This window comes from Blastocatellia bacterium, from assembly GCA_025055075.1.
In the GTDB taxonomy this organism is placed as follows: Bacteria; Acidobacteriota; Blastocatellia; order HR10; family HR10; genus HR10.
On sequence record JANWYV010000013.1, the window covers coordinates 1 to 19,025 of the forward strand.

The following is a 19,025-nucleotide window of genomic DNA, read 5'->3' on the forward strand; positions in this document are numbered from 1 at the left end:
CGAGGAGGAAAAAGTCTTTGAGTCGCTCTGCAATGGAGCGTCGGGGTATCTTTTGAAGAAGACGCCTCCGGCGCGCTTGCTCGAAGCCATTCGAGAAGTCCACGAGGGCGGGGCTCCGATGTCGCCGGAGATCGCCCGCAAGGTTGTGCAGCTCTTCCAGAAGACGGGGCCGCCGGAGAAAGCCGAATACCGCCTGACGCCGCACGAGATCCGACTCCTGGAGCTGCTAGCGCAGGGCGCGACCTATCAAGCCATCGCTGACCATTTCCAGATTCACATCGGCACAGTGCGCAAATACATCAGCAGCATCTACGGCAAGCTTCACGTCCACTCCAAAGCCGAAGCCGTCCGCAAAGCCCTTAAGGCCGGCCTGATCTCCTGACTCCGCTTCCCCAAGCGCTCCGACGCTCAGAATCCTCACAGCCAAGGACCCGAACCGGCGGCGCACAAAGGCATATCTTTGTATGGTTCCCTGCGCCTGAAAGGCAAGGTACATTATGCTCCCGATGGTGAGGTCAGCATTTTGGTGGAGGGAATGACGATGAAGACGCTCCGGCTTTGCGCTCTTGTCCTCTTTCTACTGGTCCTAAGCAGCCTGGGCGAGCGCGATTTGCCTCCGCTCGAAGGCGCGGCCGCTGCACCGACGACGATCAATTTCGACGATCGCCCAGCAGGGAGACGTATCGTTGACCAGTATGCGGGCGTACGTTTCCCCGATGGCGCCTTCATCCGATCGGCATTACAGCTCGAATACCCGACGCAAAGCATGCCGAATTTCCTGGAAAGAGACTGCCATCCCGAATTCGATACTGCCCCCTTGCGCATTCAATTCACCACAGGTCAGGGGTGGGTCGGCGTATACGTCGGCAATCCCTACAACTACGAGCAACCCGTCATCATGCGGGCCTACGATGCCATGACAGGAGGCCGATTGGTCGGGACGGCGGAAGCACGGCTTGGCCCGCGAGCTGGCATCACTACCTTGTTGCAGATTTGCCGGGCGGTTAATCGAGATATTCGCCGCGTCGAGATCTGGCTTGGCGGCGACTCGGGCACTGGGTGTGAGGTCATTGACGATCTCTCGTTCGACCCGGATCCGTTGGGAACGCTTGGCGGGGCAACCACTGTCAATTTTGACGACCGTGCCGAATCCACCCGCATCAGCACGCAGTATGCCGGATTGGAGTTTCCCGACCGACCGTGGATTCAACGAGCAGCTTCCTGGGGCACAACGACGATCAGCCCGCCGAATGCGTTAGAGCCATATTCGTATGCTTTGGAGTTTCATCCTGACCCACTCCGAGTCAATTTCACACGGCCGCAGGCTTGGGTGCGGGTGCATGTGGGAGCCATGTCGGGGCGCGTCTTCCTGCGGGCGTTCACCAGCGCGGGGAGAACTCCGGCGGCTGTCGTGCATGCGGATCTTCCCAATCGGGCGCCGATCACCACGCCACTAGAAATCTGCCGCTTCGTTGAGCGAGACATCACCCGCGTTGAAATTCAAGACGGCGACGAACGTGGTCGGGGTGGTGTCCAATTTGAACGAATAGACGATTTCCAATTCGCCGGCACACGCGTAGCGCCTCCGCCGTCGGATACTCAGGCCCCTCGCGTTTTCATTGACAGTCCCCGGACGGGCGATTTCTTCTTCCCGCGCGGAGGGACTGCTAACATCGAGATACAGGGACGCATCACGGAGAATCGCGGCCTGGAGCGCGTGGTGCTCATCCACGAGCAGGTGGATGGTCGGGAACGACGAGAGGATGCGACAATGCTTCGGCTGGTATCGGGGACGGCGCCTAACTTCACGTTTCGATTCTCGATCTCCCTCTTCCCCGGACGCAACCGCATTCGGCTGGAAGCGACCGATACGGCCGGCAATCGCGCCACCAACCCCGAGCGGGAGATCATTGTGACGCTGGCCCCGCCAATGGAGATCATTATTGATGCCCCGCGGCCTACTGCTCCTGGGCTTCCCACCATTGTCTTTCGGGAAACGCAAATCGAGCTCAGAGGGCGCGTGCGCAAACAATTCGGTACGCTCTCACCCGAACGCCTCCGGATGCGGATTCGAGCTCCTGAAATCCCTGAAAGCGATTATGAAATCCCAGTGGAAACAGTCAGTGGCTCTGCTCCAGAGTTTATGTTTAGCACGCGGGCTTATTTTTCCCGATCTAATGCTGTAGTTACGATATACGAGATCACGATTCAGGCAATCGCCGAGGATGGAGCCACTGCGCAAAATAGTATGCGTCTGTTATATGTAAGGCCCGATATTCGAATCCAAATCGAAAGGATCACTCAAGGAGCGGGGACGGAGGACGGGCGCGCTGGGCTCTTAGTAGCGGATCGCAAAACAGTTTTGCAATACCGCATCTTTTTGGACTACACGGGAGTTAGTGACGTCTGGGGCCTTCCTCTTGATTCCAGTCTTGTTCGCCTTTCGGAAAACGATGCGTTCCTTCGCCTCTCTGCTAGTCGTGGCGGGCGTGAACTGGGAAGGATTTCCTTTGATATGCCAATCGCCCTAACGTCTAGGTGGAGTAATGTTCTCTCAATCCCGCTTCCTATGGAGTGGACCCGTCACGATAGAGACCCTCTGAGGCTTACCGTAGAGCTAGGGCTGTCTAGCGAAGGGAGATATATGGATTGCTGCCTGGGAAATAACCGTGACTCAATAGATATATCCTTCGCTCCCCCAAAGGTCTTGCGGGTTTTGCCCGTGAAGATCCGGTTGAGGGATGCCGAGCCCATCTCGGATGAGCAAATTGCCCCGTTATTTAGAGGGATCGAACGGATGTTCCCCGTCAGCCAACTGGAGATCCTTCCTCCCGCCACTTTGAATTCCTCAGTCTCAAGTGGAGATTTCCGCAGGGACTGGGGAGGAACTATGCGCCATGTCCTTGGCGAAGTTGGGGATAGTTTCACCTGTTATCGAGGGATTCGCGACGTTGGCTCCTTCTTTGGCTTTATCGGGGCATGGTTGTCGGATTGTTCATGGACTACTTATGTGGTTGGCCTCCTTCCCCCCTCCTTGGGCTGTGCCGGTGGCATAGCTTGGTTGAATAGCCCGGTCAGTGTTTCGTCAGGGGTCTCTCCTCGGACGGTGGCTCACGAAGTGGCACATTGTCTTGGACGGAAACATGCGGGGAACTCTCATGGCGAGGCCGGAGGAGGTGGCTTTGACGAGCGGTTTCCCTATATTGGGGGAGGCATTGGGGTCTCCGGTTATGACACGACGGCGATGAGAGAGATCCCCGCTTTTGGTCCATATCCCTCGAGGTGGAGTCCTTTGAGAGATCCTTGTCGTGTTCCAGAACATCCCCCGGATCGTGCGCATGATTTCTTGAGTTATGGTCCCGAACCATCTTGGATTTCGCCCTACACGTGGTCGGCGCTATTCGATCATCCCTTCAGAGGCGGCATGCGAGGAGCTAGCCCTCGCTCGAGCGCTTCTGCTGTGACCCTGCAGTCCGATTCCGGAGTCTACTTGCACATCTCCGGGCATTTCACCGAGGAAGGTACTGTCGAGCTTCGTCCCTTTTACACGGGTCAATTGCCGGCGGGTGCCTCGGTCATTGCTGGCGAGGGTCGCTATTCCGTCGTACTTGAGCGAGCCGATGGACGCGTATTGTTCACCGGAAGATTTGATCCTCTTGAAATCCACGCTGACCAACCTGGACTGCGGCCTCCGCGCGCGTTCTCTGCGATTGTTCCGTTCCCTGCGGGTACGGCGCGGATCGTCATCAGGGACGGAGATCGAGTCCTGGCGACACGGACCGTCAGTACTCATGCTCCTCGGGTGACTATACTGTCGCCTCGTGCCGGAGATGTCTGGGGAGCCGAGGGAACATACACGGTCATGTGGACAGGCAGCGATGCGGATGGTGATATGGTGCACTATGTGGCGCGATATACCCCTGATGGTGGGCGCACGTGGTTCGCCCTGGGCACCTGGAGCACTGAGACACGCGTTGAGGTGGATGCGTCCGGCTTGACCGGTAGCTCAGAGGCCCTCATAGAGGTGGTCGCCACCGATGGGGTGAATACCACTCGGGTGCTCTCGGCTCCGTTCCGAGTCTCGGCGAAAGGGCCTTTCGTCGCGATCTATGCTCCACCGGACGATTTCATCTTCAGACCGGATCAACTCATTCGACTCCAAGGCATGGCCAACGATCGGGAGGATGGGGAGCTGCCCGAGAATGCATTGGAGTGGACGTCGGACAGAGACGGACCGCTCGGACGAGGCCGGAATGTAGAGCTTCGACGGCTTTCGCCCGGAGTGCACAAGATCACACTCACGGCCACTGACCGAGATGGACAGAAGGGGCAAGCCAGCATCATCGTGCGCGTGGCCGAGCAACGGACGCTGACGGCTGTATCGGGATTGAGCGGATCGGTGGACAACGCAGGCGGCGTAGACGTCAAAAGCCTCACCGTCGGCAATGGTCCGAGGATCGGTCAACCGCCTCGCGAGCGAGTCGTCCGCGCATTCCTCAGTTTCGACCTCACCGGGCTCCCCCAGGATGTGGAGATCCTGGAGGCGCATCTGGCGCTCGAGCAGAGAGAGATCCGCGGCAATCCGTATCTCAATAACAGGTTGGGAGGGGTCGTCGTGGATTTGGTGGACTACGGAGCGAGTTTAGGTGGGGATGATTTCGGGGCTTCCGTCATCGAGAACGTGGGGACCCTCTCGGAAGACGGGCTTGCGGGAGTCAAGCAGCTCGATGTCACCAAAGTCATTCGATGGGCGCGGGAGAAGGGACTCTCGCGGGTGCAGTTCCGTCTGCGCTTCAGCCGAGAGACCGACGAGGACGGCTTCACCGATACCGCTGTCTTCGACTTGGCGCCGACGACTCAGCTCCTCAGACTGCAAGTGGTCGCAGGAGGAGGAAGTAGGAGCACCGCTTCAGAGAGATGAGATTGTGATCGCGAGCGCGTCCGGCCTATTCTCGCAAACGCACGTGGGGCGCGTGCGCGCCTTCTCGGAAAACGTCGAGCGAACGGAAACTGAGCGACGCTTCGCTTGAGCTGAAATATCGTGAGGGCATCATGCGATCGCTCCCTTCAGATGTTGGGAGCGATCACTGTTTTCGGCACGCTCTCCTCCCGGATCAGCGAGCACGAGGGTCTCAAAACGGCGCCCTTCTCCGCATCAGGCTCGCGCGAGCGAGCCTCCTCAGCTCAAGATCCCCCGCCTACGTTTTGACGGGCTGAGCGTTTTAGCTTCGGCTGGCTTGAGCGGACTGAGTCTTCCACATGTGGATAGAGGGGAGCAAGAGCGAGCATTGTTCGCCCGATGGGAGTGCGGTATACTCTCGACCGACGGAAACATCACTTGGGAGGACCTCGCGATGCGGCGATGGATGAGTGTTCCTATCGGGTTGTGGCTCGTGAGCGAAGGGCTTGTTTTCAGCTCCCCGCAGGCCGTCTCTGAATCTCCGCGCGCTCGGATTTCCGGGCGCGTCCTCTCGACGGAGGGAAAGCCGCTGTCGCGCGCTGTGGTGACCGCCCAACGGCGCGGGGGAGTGGCCACGTTTCAGGCGAAGACGGATCGAAGCGGTCGCTATACGTTAGAGGTCGAGCCGGGCACGTATTTCATCCGCGCGGAAAAGGGGGGATATGTGGCCACTGCGTATAGCGTGGAAGGGACCGCATCGGATCCTACACCAATCACGGTTGAGGCGGGGAAGAGCGTGACGATAGACTTGCGGCTCGCGCGTGGCGGGGTCATCACCGGACGCATTTTGGATGAAGATGGAGAGCCGCTCGTCGGCGCGATTGTGACGGCTGAGCGCAAGAGAGAGGAATCATTAGGGGGGGCCGTTAGCGAGATGGCGAGGACCGATGATCGAGGCGTCTATCGCATTTACGGGCTCGCGTCCGGGCGCTATTATGTGAGCGCGCGCGTGCCGGAGCAGCAACTTGTCCGGATCTCGACAGGAGCTATCCCCCTGCTTCAAGAAGGAGCGGTGACGTATTATCCCGGCGTCAGCTCTCGCCAGCAAGCGGCCGAGGTCGAAGTCGTCGAAGGGGCAGAGACGACCGGCATAGATTTCAAGATCGTCGCCGAGAAGGAACGTGCGCTGGTCTTCGGCGTGGTGAGGAAGCAAGAGAGCGGAGAACCATTGCCGGGCGCTCTCGTCTATGCTTATTCCCTGGGATCTCCTTCCACCGGTGCTCGGGCGACGACCGATGAGCAAGGCCGATATGAACTGAGGGGGCTCATGCCGGGAACCTACAACATTCAGGTTTTACCAACCCTCCTCCCCTACGAGGATTATGCGCCACCGCTCCCTCAAATCGTAACCGTTGAACAGGAACCGCTCGAGGTGAATTTCGAGCTGGGGCGCGCGGCGGAGATCTCCGGTCGCATTCTCACCGAGGAAGGACGCGTGCCCGAGAACGTCGTGCGTTTCACGCCGCTCTTGCGGGTGAAGGGAGCGGAGCGCCACATTATCGCGGCAGCTATGCCGCGCGTGGACCCGCAAGGGAATTTCACGCTCACGCGGGTACCTGGCGGCACGTTCCTGTTCGATGTCGCTCTCGCCGATTCGCCATATTTCCTGCGGGCCGTCCTGCACGAGAATCGGGACATCGCCCAAGAGGGGATCAGCGTGTCCCCAGGCGCGCGCGTGACCGATGTGATGATCGTGCTCTCGGATGCCGGAGCGACTGTGCGCGGGCGCGTTCTGGCTGGCGAATCGGAGACGCCATTGCCCAACGCCGTGGTTCTGCTCGTTCCGACCGATTTCGTCAGGCGCTTCGCCGAGAAGCGCTCGTTTGATTCGCGCTCAGTCGTCTCGGACCAGCACGGGGGGTATGAGCTGAAGGGGATTCCACCGGGGAGATACTATTTGGTCGTGTTCCCGAAGCGTCCGACGTTTCAGCGGCCAGAGGAGCAACTCGAATTTCTGACGGCACGTGCTGCGCAACTGCCGGTTCTCGATCTCAAAGCCCGCGAGATCAAGCGATTGGATGTGCGTCCGACGGTGAAAGAATGAACGACCGTGGGCGCCTCGTCTTGAGGCGCCCACCCCGTTCATGAGCGCGGACGCTCGATGGGCCGACCCGGAAGGACGGTCGGGACATCGAATCGGCGCAACGTCTCGTTGAGCTTCGGCATCGCCTCGCTCAAGAATTGATTCACGCGCCCGATCTTCTGCTCGAACTCCTGCTGAAGCTCGGCGAGATACTCCCGTTGTGCGGGCGTGGGAGCGGCATTCGGGCCGTCTATGGCGAAGAAGAGCCCGCCCAAGCGCTCCACAAGCCGCGGACCTGTCATATACGTCGGCACGTTCTGCGGTCGCGCGAGTTCATTCTGCAGCGCCTCCACTTGCTTGAGGTGATCCGCGATAGCGCGGCTGAGTTCAGCCGGCACCTCTCCGAGGCGATCGCGAGCCGTGCGCTCGATCTGCTGCAGTTGATCCCGGAGGCTATCGAGCGCGCGCAAGGCCTCGTTAGTGGCCGAGATCATGTCGCGCAGATGAAGCCCCGCCTCCAACTGCGCGCGGAGGTCGGCCTCGGGAACGGCGATCGTTGGGTCGAGTCGCACCTCGACGGGCTTCTCCAGCGTCTTCTCGCCGACGATCAAGCGCACGCGATATGTCCCGGGCAGCACGTGAGGCCCGCGCGGACCGCCGGTGAATTCCACTTCCTCGGGGCTCGGTGGTCGCCGCAACTTCGGCCCTTCATAGCGGAGATCCCACGCTGTGCGATTCAATCCCTTCTCCCGCGGAATCTGCGTCAGCTCGCGAATGACCTTGCCGGCGCTGTCGAGGATTTGAATTTTCACCGTCGTCTTGTCGTCCGGCTTCTCCCGCAAATAGTACGTGATGAGCGCCCCATAGGGAGGATTCGGCCCAGTGAAGACCTTATTCCCAATGCCATAACGCGCGAATCGCATGGTGAAGCGCAGAGCGGGACGAATGTCGAACAGATGCGCATCGCTCATCACGATCTCCGGGCTCATCTGCTGGATCGGCGTCGCATCGTCGAAGATCCAGATGCTGCGCCCATGTGTCCCCAGGATGAGATCGTTCTCCCGCGGATGGATGAGGATGTCGTGCACGGCGACAGTCGGAAGGTTCTTCATCCGAAGCGGAATCCAGTTCGTCCCTCCCGTGTAAGAGACGTAGAGCCCGAGTTCCGTGCCCGCGTAGAGGAGATTCGGATTCTTCGGATCTTCGCGCACGACCCAAACGTAGGCGTTCTCCGGGAGGTTCCCCGTGATATTCGTCCACGTGCGTCCGCCATCGGTCGTCTTGAAGATGTAGGGGCGATAGTCATCGAGCATGTGGCGATCGAAAGAGACGTATGCGACATCGGGACTGGTGCGCGACGGCTCAACGTGGGAGACCGGAGAGAACGGTGGCAGCCCGGGGATGTTCTTGATGACGTTGGTCCAAGTCTTGCCGCCATCGCGCGTGACCTGAAGATTGCCGTCATCGGTGCCGGCCCAAATCACGCCCGCGCGCACTGGAGATTCGGCCAGGCTGATGATCGTGCAGTGATATTCGGCCGTCGTGTTCTCGGTCCAGACGGGGCCGCCTGCATCCTTCTGCTTCTCCGGATCGTTGGTCGTCAAATCGGGGCTGATGACCTGCCACGTCTTGCCGAAGTCGGTGGATTTGAAGACGACGTTCCCACCGTAGTAGACTGTGTTCTTGTCATGCGGCGAGAGCACGATGGGCGCATTCCAGTTGAAGCGATATTTCAGTTCACCCACGGGACCACCGTCGTTGCGACGCGCCTGCGGGCTGACATTCTGTTGCTCCCGCGTGCGCAGATCGGTGCGGAAGAGATTGCCGCCTTGCGACTCCGAGAGGAAGAGATTCGGATCGTCCGGATGCGTGACGACGTGGAAGCCATCGCCGAAGCTCACCATGGTCCAATCGTCGTTGAGGATTCCGGCTGGCTCGCGCGTACGGCTCGGCCCCACCCACGTCCCGTTGTCCTGCAAGCCACCGCTCACCCAATAGAAGGGCAGGCGATTGTCGGCGTGAATCTGATAGAACTGCCCGAGCGGGATGTTGTTGACGTACTCCCACGTCTCCCCGCGATCGTAGGAGACGGCGATCCCGCCGTCCTGCCCTTGCCACATGCGGTAGGGATTGGTCGGATCAATCCAGAGCGCGTGATAATCGACATGCGTGCGCGCAGAGATGCGCCGGAAGGTGCGTCCCCCATCAATCGAGACGAAGAGGTTGGTCGCGAGGGCATAGATGCGATTCTCGTCCCAAGGATCCACGCGCAGATCGGAGTAATAGAATCCGCGCGAGACGATGCGCACATCGCGGGAGACTTCGCGGAAGGTCTCGCCCCGATCCTCTGAACGGAAGAGCGTGCCTTCTTTGGATTCGGCGATGACGTAGACGACCTGCGGATTGCTCGGTGCCACCTTCACGCCGATGCGACCCAGCAGTTTGGGCAACCCGCGCTCCAGCTTCTTCCACGTCCGCCCGCCATCTACGGATTTGAAGACGCCGCCCTTCTCGCTCCCGCTGCGATGTGTCCAGGGCTTTCGCTCGAAATGCCACATCGCCGCGTAGAGGATGTTCGGGTTGCGGGGGTCTATGTCCATGTCCGAGACGCCGTGTTGAGCATCAATGTAGAGCACCTTTTGCCAGGTCCGCCCGCCATCGGTCGTCATGAAGACCCCACGCTCCTCATTCGGACCGAAAGCATGGCCCACAGCACCGACGTAGACGATGTCCGGATTCTGTGGATGGATCAGGACGCGCGAGATGTGTCGCGTGTCTCGGAGGCCAAGATGCTGCCACGTCTTTCCCCCATCGGTAGATTTGTAGACCCCATCGCCGAAGGAGACGCTGTTGCGCGTGTTGGACTCACCCGTTCCCACCCAAATGACGTCGGGATTTTGGGGATCAATGGCGATGTCGCCGATGGAAATCGTACTTTGCCGATCGAAGATGGGCGTCCAGGTGATGCCGCCGTTGGTCGTCTTCCACAGTCCGCCAGAGGCCGTGGCGACGTAGACGATGTTCGGATTTCCGGGCACGCCCTCGATGTCGGTCACGCGTCCACCCATGATCGCTGGGCCAATGCTCCGCCACTCGAGGTTCTCAAAAAGCGAGGGCTCGATCCGCGGTCGTGCCTGGTCCGACGTCGGTCGCGATTGGTGCGCAGTCTCGCCGAAGACGCGCGAGGCCGGTGAGAGGATCACGCCGAGGCTCATCAAGAGGATGATGCCGCGAGCGAAAAATCGTCGTCTCACGGCGAAGCGCGCACACCGAGCGCGTGCGAGGTCCCGTTGGCGCATATTCTTCACCTCCTGTCCGAAAAATTCTCCACTCCCGGGTCGAGCAAATTCTAGGAGTCCCTTCTCCCCGCGTCAAGACACCGTCGTTGTCTCCGCAGCGCGGAGAAGCTCACCGCGGATCAAAATGAAGGAGCGGCGGCGAAGAGGCGAAACGTTCGCGCGAGTTCGTCCCGATAGGCGACGGTCTCCTCTTGCACGCGAGATTCATCCCAACCGAGATACGCTCCCATGAGACGGGCAGCCGTCGAAGCGCACGCGAGGCCCAGACAAGGGCCCCATCCGATGGCCGTGCGGCGCAAGAAGATGTCCGCTAGGCGAACGGCGTATTCGCGTTCCCACGCATAGAGGAGCTGCGCCGCGATGTCGGGATGATGCCGACAGAAACGTTGGCCGAGCGCCCGATCGCGTTCGACCAACGCGAGCACTTCTTCGCTCAAACTCCCATACAGCTCCATGAGGTGCGCGGTGGAGTCCGACGTCACGCCGAGAGCGGCAGCCTTCTCCTCGATCTCGCGCGATTGGAGGGGAGCGCCTCCGGGCAGGGGCTCGAAACGCCCTTCTGCGCGAGCGCTCCGCACAAGGCGAAGCTTTCGACACACGAGCGCCACGACCTCCTCGGCCAGGTGGCGATAGGGCGTGATCTTCCCCCCGATGATGGAGATGAATCCGGCGAGCCCATCTTCGCGCTCGTGATCGCGAATGATGTGGCGGCGCGTGATCGCCCCTTCGGGCACGCCTGGACAATACGGGAGCGGGCGCACGCCAGAATATGCGTAAAGCAGATCTTCGCGTCGGAGGTCAGGGCCGAGCAGCTGGCGCGCTTCCTCGAGCAGATAGGTGACCTCTTCATCGTCAGCTTGCGCGTCGTCGGCATCGCCCTCGTATCGGATGTCCGTGGTTCCGATGAGCAGGCATTCTCTCCACGGCACGATGAAGAAAGGTCGCCCATCCGCGTGGGCGACAGCATAAAGGGCGTGGCGCAATCCCCATCGGTTCGGGACAACGAGATGGCTGCCCTTGGTCCCACCGATCTGACGAGGGATCGCGCGCGGCAGCAATCGGCAGAGGGCATCCACCCAAGGACCGGCCGCATTGATCACCATGCGCGCGCGGATCACCTCCTCTTCCCCGCTCACGCGATCTCGCACGCGCGCTCCGCGGACCGCCCCCGCTTCGATCACAAGCTCGATCACCTCGGCATAGTTGAGGACATCGGCCCCACGCGCCTCGGCAGCGCGCACGTTCTCCAAGACCAATCGTTCGGGATATGTCACCTGAGCGTCGAAGTAGAGGAAGGCCGCGCTCATCCCCTCCGCGACGAGCGTCGGTTCGCGCTCGCGCACTTCGGCGAGCGACAGCATCCGATGTGAAGGCAGGCTTTTTCCGAGCGAGAGCAGATCGTAAAGGGTCAATCCGAGTCGGACGCGGAAGGGGCGATATGGGCCGTCGCGATGAAGGATGATGAGGAAGGGAAGAGGGCGAACCAGATGCGGGGCCAAACGCAAGAGGGCCTCGCGTTCCCGAAGCGATTCGAAGACCAGACCGAACTCGCCGTGCTCCAGGTATCGCAGGCCACCGTGAATGAGTTTGGTCGAACGGCTCGTCGTCCCTCCGCCGAAATCCCGACGTTCAAGAAGCACTGTCTTGAGCCCGCGTCTGGTGGCCTCGAGGGCTACTCCCGCGCCATTGATCCCTCCGCCAATGATGAGGAGATCGTACGATCTCTCCGCTATGGTGCGCAGCGAGCGTCGCATCCTTGCTCTTCCCTCAATCATCCGGCCTCCGGCTCCGCCCACAGGCGCGCGCGTTCGACCGCGCGCTTCCATCCCCGATAGAGCGCCTCGCGCGCATCGGTCGTTACCTGGGGCGCGAAGCGCCGTTCCACTTGCCATTGCCGAGCGATCTCATCCGTATTCTTCCACACGCCGACGGCTAATCCGGCCAAATAGGCGGCACCGAGGGCCGTCGTCTCCGTGATCGCCGGTCGCACGACAGGCCGGCCGAGCACATCGGCTTGAATCTGCAGCAGCAAATCGTTGCGCGCAGCACCACCATCAACGCGCAGCTCTTCGAGCGTGATTCCGGAAGCCGCTTCCATCGCCTCGATGACATCGCGCACTTGAAAGGCGATGGCTTCAAGCGTAGCGCGCGCCAGATGCGCACCCGTCGTGCTCCGCGTGATCCCGATGATCATACCTCGCGCGTACATGTCCCAGTATGGCGCGCCGAGTCCCACGAAAGCCGGGACGATATACACGCCTTCGCTCGACGACACCTGGCGCGCCAGCTCCTCCACCTCCTCGGTCGAGCGAATGATTCCCAGCCCATCGCGCAGCCATTGCACGGCAGCTCCAGCGATGAAGACGCTCCCTTCAAGCGCGTAGCGCACGCCGTCGCGCAATCCGACGGCGATCGTCGTGAGCACGCCGTTTCGCGGCGGAGCTGGCGCCGTCCCCGTATTCAGGAGCACGAAGCATCCCGTCCCGTAGGTATTCTTCGCCATGCCGGGATGAAAGCAGGCTTGCCCGAAGAGCGCTGCCTGCTGATCCCCGGCATCTCCTGCGATCGGGATCGGGATGCCGAAGATCGCGCGCTCCGTTTCACCGTAGACCTCGCTCGAAGCGCGCACTTCCGGCAATAGCTCACGCGGGATGTCCAACCGCCGGAGGATCTCCTCGTCCCACGCGCGCGCATGGATGTTGTAGAGCATCGTGCGCGAGGCGTTCGAGGGATCGGTCGCGTGCACGCGCCCGCCGGTGAGCTTCCAGATCAACCACGTATCCACTGTTCCGAAACACAACTGACCGCGTCGCGCGCGCTCCCGCGCTCCGGGAACGTGCTCAAGAAGCCATTGGATTTTCGTCCCCGAGAAATACGCATCGAGCACAAGACCCGTGCGCTCCAGGATGACGCGATCGAAGCCCTCGGCGCGCAGCGCTTCGCAGAGCGGCGCCGTACGCCGACATTGCCAGACGATGGCATGGTGAATCGGCTGACCCGTCGCTCGATCCCAAAGGATCGTCGTCTCCCGCTGGTTCGTGATCCCAATGGCCGCGATCTCTCCGGGAGCGATCCTCGATTCGCGAAGGGCTTGGAGCGCAGCGTCCCGTTGCGTCTCCCAAATCTCCTCGGGGTCGTGCTCGACCCATCCCGGCTGCGGATAGATCTGACGGAACTCGCGCTGCGCGAACCCGCGCACTCGGCCTTCCGCATCGAAGACGAGCGCGCGCGAACTCGACGTCCCCTGATCCAACGCGAGGATGTAGCGGCCCATCGCGTCCCCCTTCGACGCGCGCTTCGGCGATTCAACTCACTCCGAGATGACGATGGATGACCTCGGCCAATGCCGCCGCGATCTCGCGCACCAAGTCCTCGGCATCAGCTTCGACCATCACGCGCGCGACGGGCTCCGTCCCCGAATAGCGCACGAGCACGCGCCCGCGGTCCCGAAGTCGTTCCTGCGCTTCAGCCATCGCGCGAAGCAGCTCGGGGATCGTCTCCAGAGGCGGTTTCTCCCGAACGCGCACATTGAGCACGTGCTGCGGATAGCGAAGGAACCCTGCGCGCAGCTCCGTGACATCGCGCCCAGTCTCCCGCATCACATTCAAGAGCAGAAGCGCCGTCAGCAGTCCATCCCCCGTCGGGCTCAGCTCCGGCACGATGACGTGTCCGGAGGGCTCTCCCCCGAGCGAAGCCCCGTGTCTCAGAAGCTGCTCCAACACATACCGATCGCCCACCTTCGCTCGCACCAACGCGATCCCGCGCTGAGCAAGGGCTTGTTCGAGTCCGTAGTTGGTCATCTCCGTCCCGACGACCACGTTCCCCCGCAGTTGGCCTCGCTCGTGCCGATAGGTCGCCAGGATGTAGAGCACATCATCCCCATCGAGCACCTCTCCGGTCCGCGCGATGAAGATGGCGCGATCGGCGTCGCCATCCACGGCAATGCCGAGGTCGCAATTGTGTTCCCGGACGACACGCTGCAGCGCCTCGGGATGGAGCGATCCGCATTCGTGATTGATGTTGCGTCCGTCAGGGGCAGCACCGATGACGCGCACATGCGCTCCCAACCCTTCGAGGAGCTGCGGGCCGAGCCGATAGGCCGCTCCGTGCGCCCCATCGAAGCCCAATCGCCAGCCTGCAAGCGGGCGTTCCCCACTTGAAGCGCCCATGCCGCGTTCGCGCAAGAATCGGAGATATTCGGCGGCGAAGCGCTCTTCCGCGAATTCCCCTGACGCGCTCTCCAGGTGATCTCGCGCCTCAAATTCCAACTCGCGCGCAAGCGCCTCGATCTCTCGCTCGATGGCCGCTTCTTGCGCGTCATCAAGCTTCATCCCCTCGGCGGAGAAGATCTTGATCCCATTGTCGCGGTAGGGATTGTGCGAGGCCGAGATGACGACGCCCGCGTCCAATTCTGCATGCGCGCGCACCAGATACGCGATGCCCGGCGTCGTGAAGACGCCCGCGCTCACGACCTCGCCGCCCGCCGCGCGTACCCCTGCGGCGAAGAGGCGTTCGATCCAGGGACCGGATTCCCGCGTATCTCGCCCAAGGAGCACTCGTAGCGGCGAGCCGAGCACGCGCACGAGCGCGCTCCCACATGCGAAGATCGTGCGAGCATCGAGAGGATATTCGCCAGCAATCCCCCGAATCCCATCTGTGCCGAAAAGTCGCGCCTTCATCCTCTTCCCCTTTCCCCTGGAGGCGACTATCTCAACGAACGAAGCCTCACGCGCTCGGGCTCACAGCGGGCTTCGGTCGCGCGCAGGCCCGCCGGTAATTGGACGACCAGGGCGACCTCCCGATCCTCCCCGCGCTTGGGAAGAGGCGCCGCCTCCGAGAGCGTCACGCGGATCTCCTGCTCGCGCAGCGCCTGGAGCATCGAGCGCGGCCCTCTCACGATGACATCCACGACCGGGGGGATCACCTCCACGCCTCTCGCTCCGATGACGATCGAACGTTTGGGGAATCGCCGCTCCACCACTTCCTCGACATGGATCGTGATGGTCGCTTCCTGCGGCATGACGCGCGCAGATTCGAGCCCCGTCAGATCCAGTGGTGCCGTGACCGTGAGCGAAGAGTTCACTCCAGCCAGGGAGATAGGGCGCGTCGAGAGAGCCTCGAGTCGGCTCACCACCCGCTCCGGCCCAGTGACTTGCGCTCGTTCGGGTTGCACCTCATACCCCAATACCACATAGTTCGCCGCCAGCGAGTGCTCCTGGAAGCGAGGACGAATGGGCACATGGTGCGTGATCACGCGCTGCAGTTCGATGGGCAGCGTCGGCGGATCAATGCGCAGAACTTCGATCCCCTCCGGTCGCCGCACGAAGCTCGCATCGAGCGTCAGCAAATGCTGGCCCGAGGCGAGCGAGCTCGCATCCACCCAGACCACGACGTCCTCCGGCTTGAGCCGGGCGATCCGGTTGGCCGGTCCTCGCACGCGCACGTCCACGACGCGATAAGCCACGCCCGTCACCACGATGTCCGATCGCGCCGTCCACACGCGCACCGGCACATTATAGAGCGTCACGTCTCGCTGCGCATGCTCGGATGAGACGACGAACCAGAGCGCGAGCGCCAAGCCGAACGAGGCGAGCTTCAACCAGAAATTGGTGAGGATCGCGCGACGAAGCGCATCCAGAAGGCGACGTTCGACGTGTCGCTCCTCTCCCATGCCGAACTCCCACGAGCCTACGTCGAGCCCATGTGGGATAGCGCCCGCGAAGCCCGCGGCGGCTCCGAAAGCCACACGCGCAGGAAATGGCGCAGCCGCGTCGCATCCAAATGGCGAGTGATCTGCCCTTCGGCGACGAAGGAGATGATGCCCGTCTCCTCGGAGACGACAATGGCTACAGCATCCGTGTCCTCGGTGATCCCAATGGCCGCGCGATGGCGCGTTCCCAGTTCCTTGGAGAGCTGCGGATTCAACGTGAGGGGGAGGAAACAACTGGCCGCCACGATCCGATCCCCGCGAATGATGACCGCCCCATCGTGCAACGGAACGCGCGGATTGAAGATGGAGACCAACAGATCATACGAGACGCGGGCATCCAATCGCACGCCCGTCTCGATGAAGTTCTGCAAGCCCACGGCGCGCTCGAAGACGATCAAGGCCCCAATCCGCTCGGCCGCCAATGTCGTCACAGCCAGGATCACTTCCTCGAAGAGCTGCTCGTATTCGTGGCGTCGCAATCCGCGCCCGCCAAATGGGCGGGGCAGATACCGACCGAATTGAACGAGCGCCGAACGAATCTCGTTCTGAAAGATGACGATGACGGCGATGCCGATATAGAGCATGGCATTGCGCAAGACGAATTCCAGCGTGGAGAGCCGCGCCCACGTCGCCAACAGATAGAGCGCGCCTAACACAAGCAGCCCATAGACCATTTGGACGGCGCGCGTGTCCTTGATCAACTTCAGGATGCCGTAGATGAGGAACGCCACCAGCGCGATGTCCACTACCTCGCGCCCCGTTAAGTGCACCAAGGCATCCCAGAAGGCTTTCAACTCCGCGCTCATCTCCTTCGCCCGTTGTTCCCTCGAGAGATCCCCGTGCGTGGGTCACCTCGACAGGAAGGAGGATGCTCGCTCTTCGCGGCTCCCCGCGATCTCCGCGACGATGCGGGAGGCCATTCATGCGTCTTCGATGACCTCAATGGTCACCGCCTCGACCTTTCCGGAGATGATCCGGTAGGCTCGAAGGTCCAGCACCGGCTGGAGCGAAATTATAAAATAGACGGCCTCCGGATAGTAAGCCCGCTCGATGTCCGTGGCCGAGGGGTAAGCGGCCGATGCCGGATGCGAGTGATAAATGCCGAGCAATTCTTCCCCGCGCGCCCGCATGGTGCGAAACGCCTCCAGTACATCGCGCACATCGGCGAAATACTCGACCGTCGGCCGCGCCGCGACATTCCGTAGGGGATAGATGATCTCGCCGATACCTCGACGTCCGGCCAAAAATCCGCAGCACTCTCGCGGAGCGGCCCTGCGCGCCTCGTCCTCCATCTGCGCCACGACCGTCCGCGTCACACGAAAGCGCGGAGCATCAAAGGAAGAGCACACCGTGCGCACGAGTCTCCAGATCTTGCTCCTCGCGGATCATGCGAAACAGGCGCGCGCCATATCGCGCCAGGAAATAGAAGGCGTTCATGGCGCGCTCCTGCAACATCCCATGCGGCGCGAGCGCGAGCACCAAGCGCCGCGCTTGTCGAGAGAGCACCTCATCCCGGCGCGCGCGCGCTTGAAGATAGTGTTGGCGGAGTGTCTCGATCTGACGTCGCATCGCCTCCTTGGTGCGCTCTAGTGGTCGCTCGAGCGTCGGCTCCGCATCTCGCAAAAGCGGACGCAGTCGCTCCACGGCCTCGGTCACGGCGCGATGCGCTTCCTCAAAGCGGCGCACATCATCGAGCGTTCGCTCTAAGAGTCGCTGTTGTACGACCTCGATCCCGGCGAAGAGGTCCGTCAGCGCAAGACCGTAGCGCGCGAGCAATTCAGCCAGGCGGGGCTCGACAAGCGTCAGCGAGAGGCGCGGGCAAAGGAGCGGCTGCGGCAGATCGAATGCCGCGTAAAGCGGTCCAAGCTGCGCGAAATACGCGATCTCGCTCGGCCCCCCGACGTAGGCGAGCGTGGGCAACACGGCATCTTGCCCCAAGGGACGGAGCGCCACGTTCGGACTGAATCGCGCTGGCCTCCGAGCGATCTCCTCGAGCAGCTCCTCCGCGCCGATAGCCTTCTCACCGCCGCGAAGGACAAAGCGCTCTCCATCCCACGCGAGTGGACGCCGACGTCCGGCCTCCAGGACGAAGAGGAACGCGCTCCCCCGCTCGGGATGAATCTGCGGGCGATATCCCCGCGCTCTCACGCGCTCGCTCTCGGCCCGCAACGCCTCGCTCAAGTGCGGCCATTTGCGAACAGCACCTGAGAGAATGGGCGCCATCAGGCGTTTGATCCGATCGTCCGACGGGTCCAGCAGAATCAGCTCCACATCCGCATGGAGGCGCGCCATCGTGCGCGCGAACGCTTCGACGAGCGAGACGCCCGGCGCATAGGCCTCCTGCAGAAGAGCGGCGATCTCCGGCAAAAATTCCGAATCCGGGAGCGCGCGAAGGAGCATTTGGCGCACCCCTTCGATCCGTTCCTCAAGCACGAGCGCGCTCGCCGGCTTCCCCTCGTCGTCCGCCGATGTGGGGTACTGGATCTGCACCCACTCGCCTCCGCGTCCGAGAAGACCGCAACCGGTCACTTCCGCGAGATCGTGATCCTCGCTGTGAATCCAAAAGATCGGGACGGCTCGGATACCTAGCGCACGCAGGCGGCGCGCGACGGCGATGGCCGTCCACGCCTTGTAGAGTGTGAAGAGCGGTCCAGTGAAGAGCCCCGCTTGCTGGCCGGTGACGATAGCGACCGTCTCCGGCTCGGCCAACTCCTGAATGGCGGCGAGCGTCGCACTGCTGCTTCTCCACCGCGCATTCTGCTCTCGGAGGATTCGACAGAGCGCCTCTCGATCCAAGGCCCGCGCGGCCGCCTGACGCGCGCGCTCGCGAAGCGTTTCCACTTCGCCCTCTGAGAGAGGCCACAGCAGCCGTCCCCCCCGATAGAAGTCGGCGACCTTCTCGAAGTCGGCGAGGAAATCGAGGAAGAGAGGAGGAACCCCAGGAATACGCGCGAAGGCGAGCGCTTCTCTCTTCATCGCTCGACTCGCGCGAACCCGCGCGTCCACACCCGCTGAGGCATCGCCCACGTCATG

11 protein-coding genes are annotated in these 19,025 nt (G+C 61.9%); 3 read left to right on the forward strand and 8 right to left on the reverse strand.

From position 1 onward, the window contains the following. The 3 genes from NZ746_03125 to NZ746_03135 all read left to right on the forward strand — a co-directional run. The coding region (locus tag NZ746_03125) for a response regulator transcription factor (protein MCS6816354.1) at positions 1 to 382 on the forward strand (382 nt) is incomplete at its 5' end. A 159-nt stretch (positions 383 to 541) separates the two neighbouring features. Further along, positions 542 to 4,921: a hypothetical protein gene (locus NZ746_03130; GenBank protein ID MCS6816355.1), complete on the forward strand. Its 4,380-nt coding sequence runs from the start codon at positions 542 to 544 to the stop codon at positions 4,919 to 4,921. 433 nt (positions 4,922 to 5,354) lie between these two features. Further along, positions 5,355 to 7,004, forward strand: coding sequence for a carboxypeptidase-like regulatory domain-containing protein (locus NZ746_03135; GenBank protein ID MCS6816356.1), 1,650 nt, complete (start codon positions 5,355 to 5,357; stop codon positions 7,002 to 7,004). Between the two features lie 38 nt (positions 7,005 to 7,042). Here NZ746_03135 and NZ746_03140 read toward each other — a convergent pair whose 3' ends face one another. The 8 genes from NZ746_03140 to bshC all read right to left on the reverse strand — a co-directional run bounded on the left by NZ746_03140 (position 7,043) and on the right by bshC (position 18,968). Next, entirely contained in the window at positions 7,043 to 10,282 is a 3,240-nt protein-coding gene (locus tag NZ746_03140; GenBank protein MCS6816357.1) for a hypothetical protein, read from the reverse strand. A gap of 119 nt (positions 10,283 to 10,401) precedes the next feature. Then, entirely contained in the window at positions 10,402 to 12,036 is a 1,635-nt protein-coding gene (gene glpD / locus NZ746_03145) for a glycerol-3-phosphate dehydrogenase (protein ID MCS6816358.1), read from the reverse strand. A gap of 17 nt (positions 12,037 to 12,053) precedes the next feature. Further along, a complete protein-coding gene (gene glpK, locus NZ746_03150; GenBank protein MCS6816359.1) occupies positions 12,054 to 13,556 on the reverse strand; it encodes a glycerol kinase GlpK in 1,503 nt (500 codons plus the stop codon). Between the two features lie 31 nt (positions 13,557 to 13,587). Next, positions 13,588 to 14,961 (reverse strand): phosphoglucosamine mutase, encoded by a 1,374-nt coding sequence (gene glmM, locus NZ746_03155; GenBank protein MCS6816360.1) that lies wholly within the window; start codon positions 14,959 to 14,961, stop codon positions 13,588 to 13,590. A 26-nt stretch (positions 14,962 to 14,987) separates the two neighbouring features. Then, entirely contained in the window at positions 14,988 to 15,953 is a 966-nt protein-coding gene (locus NZ746_03160) for a CdaR family protein (GenBank protein MCS6816361.1), read from the reverse strand. Positions 15,954 to 15,970: 17 nt separating this feature from the next. Then, a complete protein-coding gene (cdaA, locus tag NZ746_03165; protein MCS6816362.1) occupies positions 15,971 to 16,798 on the reverse strand; it encodes a diadenylate cyclase CdaA in 828 nt (275 codons plus the stop codon). 114 nt (positions 16,799 to 16,912) lie between these two features. Continuing rightward, on the reverse strand, positions 16,913 to 17,308 hold the full coding sequence (locus tag NZ746_03170) for a M67 family metallopeptidase (protein ID MCS6816363.1): 396 nt from the start codon (positions 17,306 to 17,308) through the stop codon (positions 16,913 to 16,915). 16 nt (positions 17,309 to 17,324) lie between these two features. Continuing rightward, positions 17,325 to 18,968, reverse strand: coding sequence for a bacillithiol biosynthesis cysteine-adding enzyme BshC (bshC, locus tag NZ746_03175; GenBank protein MCS6816364.1), 1,644 nt, complete (start codon positions 18,966 to 18,968; stop codon positions 17,325 to 17,327). Positions 18,969 to 19,025: the final 57 nt, after the last annotated feature.

Excerpts from the sequence above, each read along its gene's own strand:
- NZ746_03130 (MCS6816355.1), top strand. The coding sequence starts at position 542 with ATGAAGACGCTCCGGCTTTGCGCTCTTGTCCTCTTTCTACTGGTCCTA.
- NZ746_03135 (MCS6816356.1), top strand. The coding sequence starts at position 5,355 with ATGCGGCGATGGATGAGTGTTCCTATCGGGTTGTGGCTCGTGAGCGAA.
- NZ746_03140 (MCS6816357.1), bottom strand. The coding sequence starts at position 10,282 with ATGCGCCAACGGGACCTCGCACGCGCTCGGTGTGCGCGCTTCGCCGTG.
- glpD (MCS6816358.1), bottom strand. The coding sequence starts at position 12,036 with ATGCGACGCTCGCTGCGCACCATAGCGGAGAGATCGTACGATCTCCTC.
- glpK (MCS6816359.1), bottom strand. The coding sequence starts at position 13,556 with ATGGGCCGCTACATCCTCGCGTTGGATCAGGGGACGTCGAGTTCGCGC.
- glmM (MCS6816360.1), bottom strand. The coding sequence starts at position 14,961 with ATGAAGGCGCGACTTTTCGGCACAGATGGGATTCGGGGGATTGCTGGC.
- NZ746_03160 (MCS6816361.1), bottom strand. The coding sequence starts at position 15,953 with ATGGGAGAGGAGCGACACGTCGAACGTCGCCTTCTGGATGCGCTTCGT.
- cdaA (MCS6816362.1), bottom strand. The coding sequence starts at position 16,798 with ATGAGCGCGGAGTTGAAAGCCTTCTGGGATGCCTTGGTGCACTTAACG.
- bshC (MCS6816364.1), bottom strand. The coding sequence starts at position 18,968 with ATGAAGAGAGAAGCGCTCGCCTTCGCGCGTATTCCTGGGGTTCCTCCT.